Here is a 16,484-nt window from a genome sequence, read left to right on the forward strand (position 1 = left end):
CCGCGTCAATCCGCGCGCCCGCGCGCGCGGATGAAAAGGCCGGCCTCGCCGTGTTATCGGATTCGGCCGGCCCGTCGAGGCCGGCGGAGCGGCGCGCGGGACCGAACCCATGGACATGCAGGTACCGGCACGATCCGGCCGCGACGCGAGCGTGCTGAACCACCGCCGCCTGTGCAAGATCGCGTCCTCGCCGCACGCCTACGTCCGCGGCAGCACGGCGCGGTTCTACGAGCTGCTCGCCGGGATGCCGGCCGGCACCCTGCCCGAGGGGCCGCCCGTCTGGATCTGCGGCGACGCGCATCTCGGCAATCTCGGCGCGCTCGCCGGCCCGGACGGCGGGATCGACATCCAGATCCGCGACCTCGACCAGACCGTGGTGGCGAACCCGGCCTTCGACCTCGTCCGGCTCGCGCTCTCCCTGGTCACCGCGGCGCTCAACGCGACCCTGCCGGGCATCGTCACCGCCCGGATGATGGACGCCATGGCGGACGGCTACGCCGACGGGATCGCCGATCCCGAGGGGGCCGAGCGGGGCGTCGACCCGTCCGAGATCGTCGTCACGACGAAGCGGCGGGCGCTCGGCCGGCGCTGGCGCCACCTCTCGCGCGAGCGCCTGAAGGGCAAGGCCGCCCGGCTCCCGCGGGGCAGCCGGTTCTTCGACCTCGACGCCGACGAGCAGGACGCGCTGACGGCGCTGATCCGCGACCCGGAGATCCGCCGCCTCGTCCTGGCGCTCGGCAGCGCGGCCGACGACGCCGAAATCCGGCTGCTCGACGCCGCCTACTGGATCAAGGGCTGCAGCTCCCTCGGGCGCCTGCGCTACGCCGCCCTGGTGGAGGTGCTGGGCGGCGACCGCCCGAACCTCGCCCTCCTCGACGTCAAGGAGGCGGTGCCGCACCTCGCGCCGGCCGCCGCCGGGATCGCGGTGCCGCCCGACCACGCCGAACGCGTCGTCGCGGGGGCGCGGGCGCTGTCGCCCAACCTCGGCGACCGGATGGTCGCCGGCCACATCGGCGGCACGCCCGTCACGGTCCGCGAGCTGCTGCCGCAGGATCTCAAGATCGACGCCGAGCAGTTCTCCCGCGGCGAGGCGGTCCGCGTCTCCCGGCACCTCGCCGCCATCCTGGGCCGCGCCCACGGCCGCCAGATGGGCGCGGCCGACCGCCGGGCCTGGATCGACGCCGTGCGGGCGCCGGGCCCGGGCCCCGACGCTCCCGGCTGGCTCTGGTCGGTGGTCACCGACCTGATGGGCGCGCACCAGCGCGGCTACCTGGAGCATTGCCGCCGGATCGCCCGGGAGGCGCTGGACGCGGCCTGACGCGGCCTGACGCGGCCCGGACCGACCCGGACCCGGGGCGCTTCCGCCACGCCGCCGGTTGACACCATCCCCGCCATCGCCAACACCTCCCGCCCGCCGCCTCTCGCGCGGCGGACCCCGGGAAGACCTGTGATACGATGGCGGTGACGCGCACCTACCTCGACTTCGAGAAGCCGGTGGCCGAGCTGGAGGCCAAGCTCGAGGAGCTGCGCGCCGTGAGCGCGCGCGACGGCGCGGTCTCCATCGCCGAGGAGGTCGGCCGGCTCGAGGCCAAGGCCGGCCAGGCGCTCGCCGAGATCTACGCGAATCTGACCCCCTGGCAGAAGACCCAGGTGGCCCGCCACCCGCAGCGGCCGCACTTCGTGGACTACCGCGACGGGCTCATCACCGAGTTCACCCCGCTGGCCGGCGACCGCAGCTTCGGCGAGGACGAGGCGATCCTGGGCGGGTTCGGCCGGTTCCGCGGCCGGCCGGTCCTGGTGCTCGGCCAGGAGAAGGGCGCCACGACCGAGGCGCGGCTGCGCCACAATTTCGGGATGGCCCGGCCCGAGGGCTACCGCAAGGCGGTCCGGCTCATGGAGACCGCCGACCGGTTCGGTCTGCCGGTCCTCGCCTTCGTGGACACCGCCGGCGCCTATCCGGGCATCGAGGCGGAGGAGCGCGGCCAGGCCGAGGCCATCGCCCGCTCGACCGAGGCCTGCCTCGCGCTCGGCGTGCCCAACGTCGCCGTGGTGATCGGGGAGGGCGGCTCGGGCGGCGCGATCGCGCTCGCCACCGCCAACCGGGTGCTGATGCTGGAGCACGCGATCTACGGGGTGATCTCGCCGGAGGGCGCCGCCTCGATCCTGTGGCGCGACCAGGGCCGCGCGTCGGACGCCGCGACCGCCATGAAGATCACCGCCCAGGACCTGCTGCGGCTCGGCGTCATCGACGCGATCATCCCGGAGGCCACCGGCGGGGCGCACCGCGACCGCGAGGCGGCGATCCGGGCCGCGGGCGACGCCATCGCCGACGCCCTCGCGCAGTTCGACGGCCTCTCGCCCGTCGAGGTCCGCGACCGGCGCGCCGAGAAGTTCCTGGCGATCGGCCGGACCCTGTGAGCGAGCCCGGGGCGACGGGGGGCCTGTTCGGCGCGCTCGGCCGGCTGCTCGGCCGGCGCGACGCGCGGGAGCCGGGCCGGCACAACCACGCCTCCCTGGGCTGCAATTGCCAGATGGCGCACGTCCTCAAGACGCTCGACCTGCGCCAGTGGTCGGGGCCCCTCGACTGGATCTTCTCCATGCCCGGCATGGCCCGGGACTGCCTCGCCGACGACTTCGCCGCGCTCGTCGACCGGGGCCAGCTGGAGAGCATCCCGGAGGCCGAGCGGCGCGGCCCCGGCATCTGGCGGGGGCGCCACCGCCTCTACCGGGAGCGGCACGGCCTCGAGTGCGTGTTCAACCACCACGACCCGGCGACGAGCGAGGCGGACTACGCCTTCCTCACCGAGGGCGTGCGCCGGCTGCGCCGGGCCCTCGACACGCAGGGCACCGACAACCGCCTCTGGATGATGACCCATCTGCACACGCCCCGCGACGTGGTCGAGGCGATCGACGACCTGCTCGGGCAGCGCGCCAGCCGCAACCACCTGACCTTCGTGCAGCTCGAGACCGGGCACCCGCGCATGGCGGTGGTCGAGGCGCTCGACCTCCGGCCCACCCTGCGCTGGCTCACCGTGCAGACGCCCTCGGAGCCGGTCGGCCTGCGGCTCGCCGACCCGGCCGACGACGCGGCGCTGGTGGCGATCATCCGCGCCGAGGCGGCGCGGCGGCCGGACCTGTTCGCCTGAGCGGGCGCCCGGGGGCGACGTTGCGGGGCGGCGGCCGGTCGGCTCCCGGGGCGGCCGTCAATGCGCGGCGCGCGACAGGGCAACGATCGCGCCGACGATGACGATCGTCTGGAAGCCGATCGAGCCGATCACCCATTTCATGATGTCGAACTTCGCTTCGGCCAGATCGGTCTTGGTGACGAGGTTCGTCAGATCGGAATCCCGACTCTCGCGGATCGCCGCGGTGATCGCCTCGGCCTGATCCTCGGACAGGCCGGTCGCCCGCAGGCGACGGACGAGGGCGTGCGTGTCGAGCGAGAGGGCCGTCATGGGCGACGTTCGCGTGTTCGAGCCGTCCGGGTCGATCGGCCGGATCCGGATGGCAGCCTCCGCGAACGTGGCGCCTTCATCCCGCCGAGGCAAGCAGCTCAAAGTTGGGCGCCCGGCGCGGTCGCACGCGTCCGCTCCGCCAGGGAGTCCACCGGTCCGCGCACCGGGCCGGCAGGCCGGACCGCGGGCGGGACCGCGCACGAGCACAGCATGGATCGCCGCGCGGCCCTGCGGCTCCAACGGCGCCGTCCCGCGACCCCGACGCGGCGCGCTGTGGATAGCGCGCATCCGCCGGCTCTCCACACCGGAGAACAATCCAGTGTTGCAGCCGGGTCCTTGCGGTAAGGAAGGCGCAAGCTTAACGAGCCTATTGGGTTGGGGAGTGGCACCCGACGCGGCCAGCAAGGCCCGCGGGCGCGCGTAAGACGATCGAGGTTCCCCATGACGGCGCGTCTCGCGACCGCGCGACTGCTGGCGGCGGCGTCCCTGCTGGCCCTGTCGCTCGCCGCCTGCCAGGACGGTTCCGGGATCAACGGCCCGAGCGCGCGCAGCCTCGCGCCGATCGCCCCCCAGACCGTCGCGTTGATGCAGTCCAAGGGGATGCAGCCCTCCGACCCGATCCTGATCCGCACCTTCAAGAAGGAGGCGGAGATGGAGATCTGGAAGCGGGGAAGCGACGGCCGCTACGCCCTCCTGAAGACCTACCCGATCTGCCGCTGGTCCGGCCAGCTCGGGCCGAAGACCCGCGAGGGCGACCGGCAGGCGCCCGAGGGCTTCTACACGATCACCCCGGGCCTGATGAACCCGAACTCGTCGTACTACCTCTCGTTCGACACGGGCTTCCCGAACGCCGTCGACCGGGCCAACGGGCGCACCGGCAAGTACCTGATGGTGCACGGCACCTGCTCGTCGGCGGGCTGCTTCGCCATGACCGACGCCACCATCGCGGAGATCTACGCCGTCGCCCGCGACGCGTTCATCGGCGGCCAGCGCAGCTTCCAGTTCCAATCCTACCCGTTCCGGATGACGGCCGAGAACATGGCCAAGTTCCGCAACGACCCGAACATCGCCTTCTGGCAGAACCTCAAGGAGGGGTCCGACTATTTCGAGGCCCTGCACGAGGAGCCGAAGATCGGCCAGTGCGGGACCAAGTACGTGTTCGGCGGGGCCGACGCGGCCGCCGGCTCGTGCAAGCCCCGTGTCGACCCGCTGGTCGCGGAGAAGAGCGCGCGCGACACGCACGCGGTCGCCGACCTCGTCGCCAAGGGCACGCCGGCGGTGCGGGTCGTCTACCAGGACGGCGGCCAGAACCCGGTCTTCCGCCCGCAGAACGCCAGCGCCTTCGCGAGCCTCGGCGGCACCGAGACGGTCCTGCCCTACGACGCCAAGGAGTACGGCCGTCACAATCTCGGCGACGTGAGCCGACCCGAGACCCTGGCGGCCGGCCCGCAGGAGATCGAGCTCGCGCCGAAGGGCCAGCCCACGATGCTGGCCGGCGCCGAGCCAGCGGCCGCGACCCGCGCCGCGAAGGCCGGCGGCAAGGGGCACGGGCGGGAGCCAGCGGCGCCCACGACGCCCACGACGCTCATGGCGAACCGCGCCGATCCCGGCGCGCAGGTCGAGACCACGGCGGCCCTGCCCGACAAGCCCGCCCGCATCGCGGTGGCGGACGCGGACGGCGATCCGAGCAGCTACCAGAAGCTGTTCGGCCAGCTCTTCGCCAAGGACAAGCCGGCCCCGGCGGCGCCCGCGGCCCCGGCGGTCGCCGCCGCGGTCGTGCCCGCGGCGGCGCCGGAGCCGGCGAAGGTCGCCCACGCCGCCGAGACGGTCGCGCCGAAGGCCGCCAGGGCCCACGCGGTGAAGACCGCGAAGGTCGAGGGCAAGGGTGAGTCGAAGGCCGACGCGAAGGCGGAGAAGCCCGCCCTCCGGAAGGGCGAGCCCGAGGGCCGGAAGCCCTGACGGCTCAGACCAGCGGCCGGTCGCGGTTCATCAGCCACAGGGCGTGGACCGTGCCGGGCAGCCAGCCCAGGATCCACAGCAGGATGTTCAGCAGGAACTGAAGGCCGAAGCCCGTGGTGACGAGCACGGCGATCGGCGGGAAGAAGATCGCGAGCAGGATGCGGACGAGGCTGGACACGGGGACTCCGGGCGTGAGGTCGGCACGTCCCGGCTCCAACGAAACACGGTTTTATCCGTTCCGCCCGAACTGACCCTGAACCGGCCCCGAAGACCCCGGCAGGCCGGGGCCGCGGGGCGGCGCCTCAGTTCTTCGCCGGCGGCGTGGTGGCGGAGGGGACGTTGGCGGCCTGCTTCTCCGGGTGCTTCACCTGGCTGTAGGCGACGTTCGCGAAGGTGCCGATCACCGCGGGCCAGCTCGGGTTGCCGTATTGCGGGTCGTCGCGGCCGACCTTGCAGAAGGCCGTGGTCAGGCCGTTGACGATGTCGTCGTCGGTGACCCCGGTCGGCTCCGCCTTCACCTGCTGCACCAGCCGGGCGAGGGTCGGGACGAAGTCCTGCTGCTTCAGGCCCTTCAGGCTCGCCTGCAGCCCGATCTTGTCGAAGGCGGCCTTCAGCTTGTCCTGCTCGATCTCCGCGCAGGGCGCCGTGCCGGCCAGCATGGTCTTGGTGGCGGCGCGCGCCTCCGAGGCCTTCTCGCCGGTCACGACCGGCGCCTTGTTGCCCCAGGAATTGCGGATGTAGTCGGTGACGTTCCTCACCTCGACGTCGGTCATCTGCTGGCCGATCGCCACCATCGGGGCGAGCCCGCTCTGGGCGCCGAGCCCGCCGTAGATCACCCGCAGCACCGTCTCGGGGCCCTCGGACTGGACCGAGGTGTTGCCGGCGAGCGCCGGGACCGCGCCCTCGATGCCCTTGCCGTCGGGCTGGTGGCAGGAGGAGCAGTAGGTCAGGTAGGTGGAGGCGCCGGGCGCGTCGGGCGTGTCGAAGGCCGTGAGGTCCTTCGGCTTGTAGGTCTGCTTGGCCGGCACGGTGCGCAGGTACGCCACCATGGCCTTCAGGTCCTCCTCCTTCACCTTGGAGAGGGATTCCATGATGGTCTGGCGCATCGGCCCGGCGGCGACGCCCGGCCGGTCGCCCGGGGCGGTGCCGGTCTTGAGGTAGGTCACCACCTGCTCGTCGGTCCAGGCGCCGATGCCCTGGTGGCCGTCCGGGGTGATGTTGGGGGCGTACCAGCCGTCGATCACGCCGCCGCCGAACCGGCCCGCGAAGCTCGAGTTGCCGACGAGCTTGTTCTCGTTGTGGCACATGGCGCAGTGGCCGAGCCCCTCCACGAGGTAGCCGCCGCGGTTCACCTCGGCGCTGGCCTTCGGGTCGGGCTTGAAGCGCTCCTCGGTGAAGAAGGCCGTCCGCCACGTCACCAGCGCCGTGCGGACGCTGAACGGGAACGGGATCTGGCTCTCCTTCCGCTTCTCGTTCACGGCCGGGACCGACTGGAGATAGGCCCAGATCGCCTTGGTGTCCTCGTCGGTGACCTTGGTGAACCACGCGAACGGGAAGGCCGGGTACAGGTAGCCGACGTTCTTGCTGTAGCCGTGCCGGAACGCCTGGTCGAAGTCGGCGTAGCTCCAGTTGCCGAGGCCCGTCTCCTTGTCGGGGGTGAGGTTGGGGGTCATGATCACGCCGAAGGGCATGTTCAGCGCGTAGTTGCCGGCGAGGTACTTGCCGCCCGGCGCCGTGTGGCAGGCCGCGCAGTCGCCCATCGTCACGAGGTACTTGCCGCGCTCGATCTGGTCGGCCGAGCCGTCCTGCGCCAGCGCCGGCGCGGCCAGGAGCAGGCCCGCGAGGAAGGGGGCGGCCCGCATCGGGGCCAGCCGCGTCGGGGCCGCGCGGCCGGAGGAGAGGGCTCTCGTGCGCTGCATGCCGCGTCTCCCATCCCGATTTTAGAGCTGTTTGAAACTTGTGACGCGCGTGAACGCGGCCGTCGCGGACGTTGTTCCGGCCGGCGCCGCGCTGCGGCGTTGTGCCGTGGCCGCCCGGACCCGCAGGCCGAGGTCGGCGAGATGGGCGAGTAGCCCGGCGAGCATCCACCCGGCGACCGCGACCCAGCCGGCCCCCACGAGCGCCGCCCGCAGGGCCAGCATCAGGGCGGCGCCGGAGGCGAGGTTGGCCAGCAGGGACGGCAGCGGCGGGCCGCCCCGGCGGGCGAGCCACGCGAGGGCGAGCGCCTCCAGGGCGACGAGCAGCAGGATCCCGTCGACGATCCGGCCCGACGCGAAGGCGGGGCCGAGGACCGGGCCGAGGACCGGGTCGAGGAGCGCCCCCATCAGGCGGGCTCCGCGAACGGCCCGTTGAGGCGGACGATCCGCAGGTTCAGGCAGGCGGCGACGCTGACCCAGGCGAGGTAGGGCAGGTTCATGAGCCCCGCCGCGCCCGAGACCCGGCCGGTCACCAGCACCAGCACGGCGATGGACAGCCACAGGACCGCGACCTCGGCCAGCGCCCAGTCGGGCCGGCGGAACCGGAAGAACAGCACGCTCCAGGCGATGTTGAGCACCCCGTTCACCGCGTAGGCGGCCAGCAGGACGCCCCGGGCGACGGGGTCGGCGTCGCCGTTCCAGGCCAGCACGCCGGCCGTGGTGGTGAGCGCGAAGATCACCGCCCAGACCGGGCCGAAGGCCCAGTCCGGCGGCTTCCAGGCCGGGACCCGCAGGCGCCGGTACCACGTGTCCGTCGTGGTCGCGAGGCCGCCGGCCACGGCCACCAGCACGGCGGCGACCGCCGCCACCGCGGGCGGTCCCAGATCGGCGGCGGCGAGGCTCACGGCGAGACCCAGCGGAACAGGTGCGCGAGGTCCTTGAAGAAGATCCGCGCGTGGGCGGCCGGCTTCGCGCGGACCAGCTCCTTGTTCATGTAGCTGTCCCAGGTGAGCTGCTGGACGTCCTTGTCCCGGCAGATCGAGACGAAGCGCTCGCGCAGGCCGTCGCTGCGGTACCAGACCCACTGCATCATCCCGAGGATCCAGAACACGCGGCCGTGCAGCTTCATGAACCGTCTCCGCGCGCCCGCGAGGGCGCGCGCGTCCCCGGTCCGCAGGAAGGCGGCCGCGGCCTCGGCCGACAGCCGGCCGCCGAGCATCGCGTAGTAGATCCCCTCGCCGGAGGCCGGCGCGACGACGCCCGCGGCGTCGCCCGCGAGCAGCACGTCCCGGCCGTTGTCCCAGCGCTTCAGGGGCTTCAGCGGCAGCGGCGCCCCCTCGCGGCGGACGGTCTCGGCGTGGTCGAGGCCGGTGGCGGCGCGCAGGGCCCGGATCGAGGAGCGCAGCGAGAACCCCTTCCGCGCGCTGCCGGTGCCGATGCTCAGCGTGTCCCCGTGGGGGAAGATCCAGCTGTAGAAGTCCGGCGAGTGGCGGCCCTGGTAGTAGACGTCGCAGCGGGTGGCGTCGACAGACCCGGCCCCGGGGGCGCCGGCCTCCGGGACCCGCAGGATCTCGTGATAGGCGAAGACCTGCCGCATCCTGGCGTGGCCCGGCACCTCCGCGCGGCCGACCGGCGAGCAGGCGCCGTCGGCGCCGAGGACGAGGCGGGCCCGGACGGCGTGGCGGGCGAGGCCGGCCCCCGCGCCGGTGGTGAAGTGGACCAGCGGCGGCCCGTCGTCGGGCCGGGTGATCCGGTCGTAGGCCGCCGCGCGCAGGTCGGCGCCGGCCGCCGCGGCCCGCTCGCGCAGCCACGGGTCGAAGTGCTCGCGGTCGACCATGCCGACGAAGCCCTCGCCCACCGGCATGTCGACGGCCTTGCCGCTCGGCGCCACCATCCGGGCGGACCGGATCTTCGCCACCAGGAGCGCGTCCGGGATCGCGAAGTCCCGGATCAGCCGGGGCGGGATCGCGCCGCCGCAGGGCTTGATCCGGCCGGGCTTGTCGAGGAGCAGCACCGCGTGGCCGGCCCGGGCGAGGTCGGTCGCCGCCGTGGCGCCGGCCGGCCCGCCGCCGACCACGACGACGTCGTAGCTGTCGCGGCCGGGGCCGCCATCGTCCAACCGGGCCATGGCCTCACCTCGCGCTGAAGGCAGGATCGAGCGGCACCGTGTCGGGTGCCGGAGCGGGTTCGAGCCGCGCCGCCAGGACGACCGCGACGAGGAACAGCAGCCCTTCCGCGGCGAAGACCGCCGCGTAGGCCTGGACGGGTTCGGCGGTGACCAGCCGGACGGCGTCGACCGCCACGGCCCCGAGGAAGCCGCCGGCCCCGAAGGCCACGCCCTGCGCGGCGCCCCAGACGCCCATGCGGGTGCCGCGCTCCCGCGCGTCGCCGCGGCCGGCGAGCGCCATCATCGAGCCGATGGCGGCGACCGCGTAGGCGCCGTTGGCCACCCCGAGGGCGAAGACCGTCGCGCGCAGGGGGAAGTCCGATCCCGCCGCCGCGCCGCTCGCCAGGGCGAAGAGGGCGGCGGCCGAGCCGGCGCAGCCGATCCCGATCCAGAGCCGCAGGGAGGCGAGGACGGTGCCGCGGGCGAGGAGCGTCACCGCCGCCACCAGCAGCATGCCGGCGAGCACGCCGCCGTGCTGGAGGCCGGCGAGCTTGGTGGTGGCGCCGGGGCTCATCGCGAAGACGAGGCCGGCATAGGGCTCCAGGATCAGCTCCTGGGCGCTGTAGGCCAGCATCGACACGAAGACGAAGATCGTGAAGGTCCGGCTCACGGGGTCGGCCAGCACGTGGGCCAGCACGGTGAAGAACGGGCGGCGCGCCTCCGCGGGCTCGGGCGCCCGGACCGGCAGGCGGCGCTCGACGCCGGCGACCGCGAGCGCCGCCACGCAGAAGGCGACGAGCGAGACCGTGCCCGACACCGCCACGAGGCGCGGGCCGGAGAACGGGTCGAGGAAGTGCCCGGCGAGCGGCGCCGTGACGGCGAAGCCGACGATCATCATCACCCAGACGACGGTGGCGGCCGCGCCCCGCCGGGCCGGCGCGACGCCGCCCGAGAGCAGGACGAGGAGCGAGGTCCCGGCCGCGCCGACGCCCATGCCGACGCACAGGAACGAGAGGGCGGCGAGCGCCAGCCCCAGGGCGAGGCTCTCGGCCGCCAGCGCGGTGCCGCAGGCGGCGCCGAAGCCGCCGAGGCAGAGGGCCGCCATGCCGCCGACGATCCAGGGGGTGCGCCGGCCGCTGCGGTCGGAGCCGTAGCCCCAGCGCGGGCGCAGGACCTGCACGGCGTAGTGCAGGGCGACCAGCAGGCCCGGCACGAGGGCGGGCAGCGCCAATTCCACCACCATGACCCGGTTGAGGGTGGCGGTCATCAGCACGACAACGCTGCCCAGCGCGGTCTGGACGAGGCCGAGGCGGACGATCTGGGGCCAGCCGAGGCCCGTGCCGGGGTCCGGTGCCATCACGCCCCTCCCACCAGCGGGCGCAGCGCGAAGGCCGAGACCAGCATGCCGAGGACGTAGAGGGTGGTGCCGGTGCCGTTGTACCAGATCGCCCGCTCCCGGGGATTCTCGAGGAACCGGGCCATCAGGGCGAACTGCCCGGCGAGCAGCGCGGCGACGAGGCCGGCGTGCCAGTAGCGCTCCCAGCCGACGAGGAGCGCGATCACCGCCACCTGCGGCAGGGCCATGACCAGGCAGGCGAAGCGCGCGGCGCGCTCGGAGCCCATCTGCACCGGCAGCGACAGCAGCCCCATCCGGCGGTCGCCCTCCACGGACTTGAAGTCGTTGAGGGTCATGATGCCGTGGGCCCCGGCCGCGTAGAGCAGCGCCACCAGGAGCACCCGCCGGTCGGGCAGGGCGGCGGCCATGACGGCGGCGCCGGTGAACCAGGGCAGCCCCTCGTAGCAGAGCGCCACCGCGGCGTTGCCCCACCAGCCGTTCCGCTTCAGCCGCACCGGCGGCGCCGAATAGATCCAGGCCAGGACCAGCCCGAACAGCGCGGCCCCGAGGATCCAGGGCCCGAGCGCGGCGGCCACCGCCAGCGACAGCGCCGTCCAGGCAAGCGCGAGGTAGAGCCCCCAGCGGCCCGGGATCCGCCCGGAGGGGATCGGCCGGTTCGGCTCGTTGATCGCGTCGACGTGGCGGTCGAACCAGTCGTTGGCGGCCTGGCTAGTGGCGCAGACCAGCGGGCCGGCCAGCAGGATGCCGGCGGCGATCACCGGCCACTGGCCGCTGGCCGGCTGGCCCGAGGAGATCACCCCGCAGGCGAAGGCCCACATCGGCGCGAACCACGTGAGCGGCTTCAGCAGCTCGATGACTGCGCTCGGGGCGGGCGTAGCGGTCATGACGGGAGGCTACCGGCGCCCGGCGGGGTGTCAAGCCAGATTTACACCGCGCGCCAGCATGTGCGCGACGTTTGTCGAATAAATACAGCGGCGGACCAGAAATACATTATCCGGAACACCGAAAAACCGTGCCGGCGGGACCGCCCGCGCGGGCGCTTTCCGGCGCCCCGGGCGCTCCCGGCGACCCCCGTCCGCGAGGACGATTCTGGGATCTTCGAGGCCTTCGGTGCCGAGATCCGAGGGGGCCCGGCGGGCCCCGCCGCGCGCACCTTCGGGGGATGGGAAAGGATGGAACGGAATTGGATGGGACGGGTCCCGCCGCGCCCGGAGGCCGCGCCCGGATCCTCAGATGTCCTCGACCGGGCCGTCCAGGTCGCCGACGCCGTAGCGCCGCATCTTGGCGTAGAGGCCCTGCCGGCTCAGGCCGAGCATCTCGGCCGCCGAGGCCCGGTTGTCCCGGGTGATCCGCAGGGCCGCCTCGATGCAGAGCTTCTCGATCAGGTCGGTCGTCTCGCGCACCAGGGTCTTCATCGAGACCCGGCCGACCAGCTCGGTCATCTGCTCCACCGAGCGGGGCACCTCCCGCCCGACCCCGGGGCGCCCTTCGGCGATCCGCCGCGGGCCCGACCGGATGGCGAAGCCCAGGCAGGGGCGGGCGCCGGCCACCGACACGGCGGCGACCTCCACGTCCTCCATGCCGCCGTAGGCGCCGCGGACGACGGTGGCGAAGCGGCGCACGGCGCCGTGGTCGACGAGGGTCGCGAACAGCGCCTGCGCCTCGGTCTCGTCGCGGCCGAGCCAGTGGTCGAGGGTGCGCCCGCGGGCCTGGCCCACCGTGGCGAGCTGCGCCAGCTCCAGGAAGGCGGCGTTGGCCATGAGGATCCGCCGCGCCGAATCGGTGACCACGAAGCCCTCCGGCATCGCCTCGATCACCGCGGCGGTGGGCGCCTCCTGGTCGGGCCCGGGCGCCGCCGTCGCCGGGTCGGCGACCAGCTGCAGCAGCGCGCTCGCGCCGCCCTCGCCCCGGAACAGCGAGGCCGAGACCGTGACCTCCCCGCGCCCGTGCTGCAGCGCCGCCCGGATCTCGCCCGCCTGCCCGGTCGCCCGCAGGGCGGCGAACTGCGCCTCCAGGGCCCGGGTGCTGGCGGGGTCGAACAGCTCGACGGCGTCCTGCCCGGCGATGCGCTTGGCCGGGCGCCCGAGGAGGCGCGCCGCGGCCGGGTTGGCCTCGGCCACCCGGCGCGTGCCGGCATCGACCACCAGCACCGGCTCGCCGGAGATCTGGAACAGGAGCCGGTAGCGGGTCTCGGCGGCGCGGAGCCGGTCGTAGTCCCGCTCCAGGGCCTGCTGGGTCTCCACCAGCCGGCGCTGCAGGGCGGCCACCGCCCGCATGTCGCGCCCGAGCACGAGGATCGGGCCGCCCTCCGAGGGCCGGATCGACGCGTAGCGGATCGGCAGGTCGGCGCCGTCGGGCGAGGGGTGGTTCACCTGGCGCCAGCGGGTGATGCCGTCGGCCCCGGCGTCCCGCAGCAGGGCGTCGACCTTCGGGCGGCTCTCCACCGTGACGGTGTCGATCCAGCGCCGGCCCAGCCAGCCCGCCACGGTCTCGGCCGCGAGGTCGGCGCCGACCGTGGCGTCCCGAATCACCCCGTCCGCGTCGATCACCAGGGAGAGGTCCGCGGACGCCGCGACGATGCGCCCGACCGCCTCACCCTGGAGGAGGCCGGCCACCTGCTGCAGGGCCGCGGGCGGCGACTGCGGGGAGGGGCGGGGCTGAGGGGTCACGGTCACCGCAATGTGAAAGTCGGTTTGAGGCCCTTTCAGCAGGCCAGTGCCTGTCTGTCCAGCAAAGCTTCGGCTGCGGCGGGCGCGAGGCACGCGTCCGACGCGCAGGCATCCGCCCCGACGATCCCCGCCTCGCCGCCGTGGCGCGCGAAGAAGGGGCCGCCGACCAGCACCCGGACGTCCCGGTTGCGCGAATCGCGGCGCACCTCCGCCACCGTCGCCGTCAGGACCGGCAGCAGGACGTCGCAGGAGAGCGACAGGCCGACCACGTCGAACCAGTCGGACCGGAGCAGGTCCAGGGGGTCGACCCCCGGCCCGGGCACCGCGGTGGTCACGTCCCAGCCGGCCTCCCGGAAGAAGCTCGCGACCAGCGACAGGCCGAAGACGTGGGTCTCGCCCGGGCAGGGCAGCAGCAGGACGCTGCGCCCGTTGGCCGGGACCGATTCGCTCTCCAGCTCGGCGCAGAGGCGGCGGCTCACGGTGTGGAGCCGCCCGAGGGCCTCGGTCACCGCCAGGAAGTCGCAGGCATCCTCCTCCCAGAGGGCGCCGAGGTGCCGGGCGGCCGGGGCGAGCAGGTCGAGGAGCAGGCGCGGGAGCGGCAGGCCGCCGTCGCGCAGGGCGTCCACGCGGGCGTCGAGGTCGACCGGGCCGGAGGCCAGGAGCAGGGCGCTGAAGTCGGCGATCTCCCGCGCGCTCGGCGCCCGGTCCGCCGGGACGGCGCGGCCGGCGGGCCGGTGGGCGAGCATCAGGCGGGGCAGGATCTCCGCCTCGACGACCTTGGCGAGCGCGTCGGGCACGGGCCGGTGCAGGTCGGGCCAGCCGAGGGCCGCGTCGCGGAACACGGGGAGCCCGTCGCTCACGGGGCTGCAGCCGGCCGCGGACGGACCGTGATCCAGACGGCCACCGAAATGCCTCCAGTTTCCCATCGGCATCCTCCCTGAGACGGCCCCGTCCCGGAAGGGCCGGCGGATCCGCTCGCGCGTTCGGTGTGGCGTTGCTCGCCCGTCTATTCTTCGTGTCCGTCAGTTCCTGAGTCTGACAAGCCGAACGGCAGCAATCTCTGCCGCCACGGCCGACGATACGCTTCCTGACGATCTTGGCAATGATCTTATTCGAAGAAAAAATATCCCTGCCACTGTCATGTCGTGAAAGCGTCAAGCGCACTTGACACTTCCCGGACCCCCGCCCTAGCCTCTGTCAACGACGGAGCCTGAGGCGCCGCCGACGACCAGGGAGCGGATGCATGGGTCCCGAGGACCGGCCGGCACGACCGCTCTACACGCCCGCCGAACGGCGCCGGCGCGATTCGTCGCTCTGGACCGTGGTCCAGGGAGTACTGGCGCCCCTCCAGTTCGCGATCTTCTTGGTGAGCCTCGTCCTGGTGCTGCGCGCCCTGGCCACCGACGACGGCCTGCGCGCGGCCGAGATCTCGGTCGTCGTGAAGACCCTGGCCCTCTACGCGATCATGGTCACCGGCTCGATCTGGGAGAAGGTCGTGTTCGGGCGGTGGCTCTTCGCGCCTGCCTTCTTCTGGGAGGACGTGGTCAGCATGCTGGTGCTGGCTCTCCACACCGCCTACCTCGCGGCCCTCGCCACGGGCGCGCTCAGGGGTCAGGCGCTGCTGCTCCTCGCGCTGGCGGCCTACGCGACCTACGTGATCAACGCGGCCCAGTTCCTCCTGAAGCTCCGGGCCGCGCGCATGGAGAGTGCCGGAAGTCACGCGCCGCGCCTCGCGGAGGCGCTGCCGTGAACGCTCCCTTGGTTCATCAGCCACCCTGCGGCGGCATCGAGCTCCGCCAGGAGCTGGGTCAGCGGGCCGTGTTCTGCGGGCTGACCGGCATCGTCTGGCTGCACCGGAAGATCCAGGATGCCTTCTTCCTGGTGGTCGGCTCGCGCACCTGCGCGCACCTGATCCAGTCCGCCGCCGGCGTGATGATCTTCGCCGAGCCGCGCTTCGCCACGGCGATCATCGACGAGCGCGACCTCGCCGGCCTCGCCGACGCCAACGAGGAGCTCGACCGGGTGGTGACCCGGCTGATCGAGCGCCGGCCGGACATCAAGCTCCTGTTCCTCGTGGGCTCATGCCCGTCGGAAGTGATCAAGCTCGACCTGTCCCGGGCGGCCCAGCGCCTGTCGGGACGGCTCGCCCCCGTACGGGTGCTGAACTACTCGGGTTCCGGCATCGAGACGACCTTCACGCAAGGGGAGGATGCCTGCCTCGCCGCCCTCGTGCCCGACCTGCCCCGCGAGGCCGAGACGGCGGTCCCTTCGCTCCTCGTGGTCGGGGCGCTGGCCGACGTGGTGGAGGATCAGTTTCTCCGGCTCTTCGCCGCGATGGGGATCGCGGATGTCCGGTTCCTGCCCGCCCGCCGGGCGAACGCGATGCCGGCTGTTGGGCGCAACACCTGCTATCTGCTGGCCCAGCCCTTCCTGACCGACACGGCCCGGGCCCTCGACGAGCGCGGCGCCCGCCGGCTGCCCGCGCCGTTCCCTCTGGGCGCCGAAGGCACCACCGGCTGGCTTCGAGCAGCCGCCGAGGCGTTTGGCATCTCCGAGGCCGCCTTCGAACAGGCCACGGAAGCGGGCCGCGCCCGCGCCGAGACCGCGCTCGCCCCCCACCGCGAGAGGCTCGGCGGCAAGCGCGTGTTCTTCTTCCCCGATTCGCAGCTGGAGGTTCCGCTCGCCCGCTTCCTCGCCCGGGAACTCGGCGCGGACCTCGTGGAGGTCGGGACGCCGTACCTGCACCGGGGGCATCTCGCCGCCGAGATCGAGCTGCTGCCCGCGGGCACGCGGGTGACGGAGGGCCAGAGCCTCGACGACCAGATGGACCGCTGCCGGGCGGAACGGCCGGATCTGACGATCTGCGGCCTCGGCCTCGCCAATCCGCTGGAGGCGGAGGGGCTGTCGACCAAGTGGTCGATCGAGCTGCTGTTCACGCCCGTGCAGGGCTACGAGCAGGCCGGCGACCTCGCGGAGCTGTTCGTGCGCCCGCTCCGCCGCCGCGCCCTGCTGGAGGTGTAG

At 73.6% G+C, this 16,484-nt stretch carries 16 protein-coding genes; 6 read left to right on the forward strand and 10 right to left on the reverse strand.

Annotated elements, in window-relative coordinates:
• Nucleotides 1-109 precede the first annotated feature (109 nt).
• The 3 genes from ACX9MN_RS15805 to ACX9MN_RS15815 all read left to right on the forward strand — a co-directional run bounded on the left by ACX9MN_RS15805 (nt 110) and on the right by ACX9MN_RS15815 (nt 3,146).
• Nucleotides 110-1,318 carry a DUF2252 family protein gene (locus tag ACX9MN_RS15805; RefSeq protein ID WP_489724883.1) on the forward strand — a complete coding sequence of 403 codons (1,209 nt, stop codon included), beginning with the start codon at nt 110-112 and terminating at the stop codon, nt 1,316-1,318.
• Nucleotides 1,319-1,455: 137 nt separating this feature from the next.
• Entirely contained in the window at nt 1,456-2,418 is a 963-nt protein-coding gene (locus ACX9MN_RS15810; protein WP_020095236.1) for an acetyl-CoA carboxylase carboxyltransferase subunit alpha, read from the forward strand.
• On the forward strand, nt 2,415-3,146 hold the full coding sequence (locus ACX9MN_RS15815) for a DUF1796 family putative cysteine peptidase (RefSeq protein ID WP_489724884.1): 732 nt from the start codon (nt 2,415-2,417) through the stop codon (nt 3,144-3,146). The genes ACX9MN_RS15810 and ACX9MN_RS15815 overlap by 4 nt, the downstream gene beginning before the upstream one ends.
• Before the next feature lie 57 nt (nt 3,147-3,203).
• Here the strand turns inward: ACX9MN_RS15815 and ACX9MN_RS15820 are convergent, their stop codons facing one another.
• Nucleotides 3,204-3,455: a CCDC90 family protein gene (locus tag ACX9MN_RS15820; protein ID WP_020095238.1), complete on the reverse strand. Its 252-nt coding sequence runs from the start codon at nt 3,453-3,455 to the stop codon at nt 3,204-3,206.
• A gap of 441 nt (nt 3,456-3,896) precedes the next feature.
• On the opposite strand from ACX9MN_RS15820, the gene ACX9MN_RS15825 reads away from it, so the two are divergent.
• Nucleotides 3,897-5,414: a L,D-transpeptidase family protein gene (locus tag ACX9MN_RS15825; RefSeq protein ID WP_489724885.1), complete on the forward strand. Its 1,518-nt coding sequence runs from the start codon at nt 3,897-3,899 to the stop codon at nt 5,412-5,414.
• A gap of 4 nt (nt 5,415-5,418) precedes the next feature.
• Here ACX9MN_RS15825 and ACX9MN_RS15830 read toward each other — a convergent pair whose 3' ends face one another.
• From ACX9MN_RS15830 to ACX9MN_RS15870, 9 genes are all read right to left on the reverse strand, one after another.
• Entirely contained in the window at nt 5,419-5,592 is a 174-nt protein-coding gene (locus ACX9MN_RS15830) for a YqaE/Pmp3 family membrane protein (RefSeq protein WP_012318839.1), read from the reverse strand.
• 124 nt (nt 5,593-5,716) lie between these two features.
• Nucleotides 5,717-7,333, reverse strand: a complete 1,617-nt coding sequence (locus ACX9MN_RS15835; RefSeq protein WP_482961134.1) for a cytochrome c — start codon at nt 7,331-7,333, stop codon at nt 5,717-5,719.
• Nucleotides 7,334-7,354: 21 nt separating this feature from the next.
• Nucleotides 7,355-7,738 (reverse strand): hypothetical protein, encoded by a 384-nt coding sequence (locus ACX9MN_RS15840; protein WP_489724886.1) that lies wholly within the window; start codon nt 7,736-7,738, stop codon nt 7,355-7,357.
• Nucleotides 7,738-8,235 (reverse strand): TspO/MBR family protein, encoded by a 498-nt coding sequence (locus ACX9MN_RS15845; RefSeq protein ID WP_020095242.1) that lies wholly within the window; start codon nt 8,233-8,235, stop codon nt 7,738-7,740. Before ACX9MN_RS15845 ends, ACX9MN_RS15840 begins: the two co-directional genes overlap by 1 nt.
• Nucleotides 8,232-9,458: a geranylgeranyl diphosphate reductase gene (locus ACX9MN_RS15850; protein ID WP_489724887.1), complete on the reverse strand. Its 1,227-nt coding sequence runs from the start codon at nt 9,456-9,458 to the stop codon at nt 8,232-8,234. The genes ACX9MN_RS15845 and ACX9MN_RS15850 overlap by 4 nt, the downstream gene beginning before the upstream one ends.
• A gap of 4 nt (nt 9,459-9,462) precedes the next feature.
• Nucleotides 9,463-10,794, reverse strand: a complete 1,332-nt coding sequence (locus ACX9MN_RS15855) for a BCD family MFS transporter (RefSeq protein ID WP_091682497.1) — start codon at nt 10,792-10,794, stop codon at nt 9,463-9,465.
• Complete coding sequence (gene chlG / locus ACX9MN_RS15860) at nt 10,794-11,678, reverse strand: chlorophyll synthase ChlG (protein WP_091682495.1); 885 nt, start codon at nt 11,676-11,678, stop codon at nt 10,794-10,796. The genes ACX9MN_RS15855 and chlG overlap by 1 nt, the downstream gene beginning before the upstream one ends.
• Before the next feature lie 345 nt (nt 11,679-12,023).
• A complete protein-coding gene (gene ppsR, locus ACX9MN_RS15865) occupies nt 12,024-13,469 on the reverse strand; it encodes a transcriptional regulator PpsR (protein ID WP_020095246.1) in 1,446 nt (481 codons plus the stop codon).
• Between the two features lie 29 nt (nt 13,470-13,498).
• Entirely contained in the window at nt 13,499-14,389 is an 891-nt protein-coding gene (locus ACX9MN_RS15870) for a cobalamin B12-binding domain-containing protein (RefSeq protein WP_091925998.1), read from the reverse strand.
• A gap of 317 nt (nt 14,390-14,706) precedes the next feature.
• On the opposite strand from ACX9MN_RS15870, the gene bchF reads away from it, so the two are divergent.
• Nucleotides 14,707-15,213: a 2-vinyl bacteriochlorophyllide hydratase gene (gene bchF, locus ACX9MN_RS15875; RefSeq protein WP_489724888.1), complete on the forward strand. Its 507-nt coding sequence runs from the start codon at nt 14,707-14,709 to the stop codon at nt 15,211-15,213.
• A complete protein-coding gene (locus ACX9MN_RS15880; RefSeq protein WP_489724889.1) occupies nt 15,210-16,484 on the forward strand; it encodes a ferredoxin:protochlorophyllide reductase (ATP-dependent) subunit N in 1,275 nt (424 codons plus the stop codon). The genes bchF and ACX9MN_RS15880 overlap by 4 nt, the downstream gene beginning before the upstream one ends.

This window comes from Methylobacterium sp. 1A (genome assembly GCF_058072805.1).

What these genes read in the sequence shown, in the direction of transcription:
- ACX9MN_RS15805 (WP_489724883.1), top strand. Translation starts at nt 110, where the DNA reads ATGGACATGCAGGTACCGGCACGATCCGGCCGCGACGCGAGCGTGCTG.
- ACX9MN_RS15810 (WP_020095236.1), top strand. Translation starts at nt 1,456, where the DNA reads ATGGCGGTGACGCGCACCTACCTCGACTTCGAGAAGCCGGTGGCCGAG.
- ACX9MN_RS15820 (WP_020095238.1), bottom strand. Translation starts at nt 3,455, where the DNA reads ATGACGGCCCTCTCGCTCGACACGCACGCCCTCGTCCGTCGCCTGCGG.
- ACX9MN_RS15825 (WP_489724885.1), top strand. Translation starts at nt 3,897, where the DNA reads ATGACGGCGCGTCTCGCGACCGCGCGACTGCTGGCGGCGGCGTCCCTG.
- ACX9MN_RS15835 (WP_482961134.1), bottom strand. Translation starts at nt 7,333, where the DNA reads ATGCAGCGCACGAGAGCCCTCTCCTCCGGCCGCGCGGCCCCGACGCGG.
- ACX9MN_RS15840 (WP_489724886.1), bottom strand. Translation starts at nt 7,738, where the DNA reads ATGGGGGCGCTCCTCGACCCGGTCCTCGGCCCGGTCCTCGGCCCCGCC.
- ACX9MN_RS15850 (WP_489724887.1), bottom strand. Translation starts at nt 9,458, where the DNA reads ATGGCCCGGTTGGACGATGGCGGCCCCGGCCGCGACAGCTACGACGTC.
- ACX9MN_RS15855 (WP_091682497.1), bottom strand. Translation starts at nt 10,794, where the DNA reads ATGGCACCGGACCCCGGCACGGGCCTCGGCTGGCCCCAGATCGTCCGC.
- chlG (WP_091682495.1), bottom strand. Translation starts at nt 11,678, where the DNA reads ATGACCGCTACGCCCGCCCCGAGCGCAGTCATCGAGCTGCTGAAGCCG.
- ACX9MN_RS15870 (WP_091925998.1), bottom strand. Translation starts at nt 14,389, where the DNA reads ATGGGAAACTGGAGGCATTTCGGTGGCCGTCTGGATCACGGTCCGTCC.
- bchF (WP_489724888.1), top strand. Translation starts at nt 14,707, where the DNA reads ATGGGTCCCGAGGACCGGCCGGCACGACCGCTCTACACGCCCGCCGAA.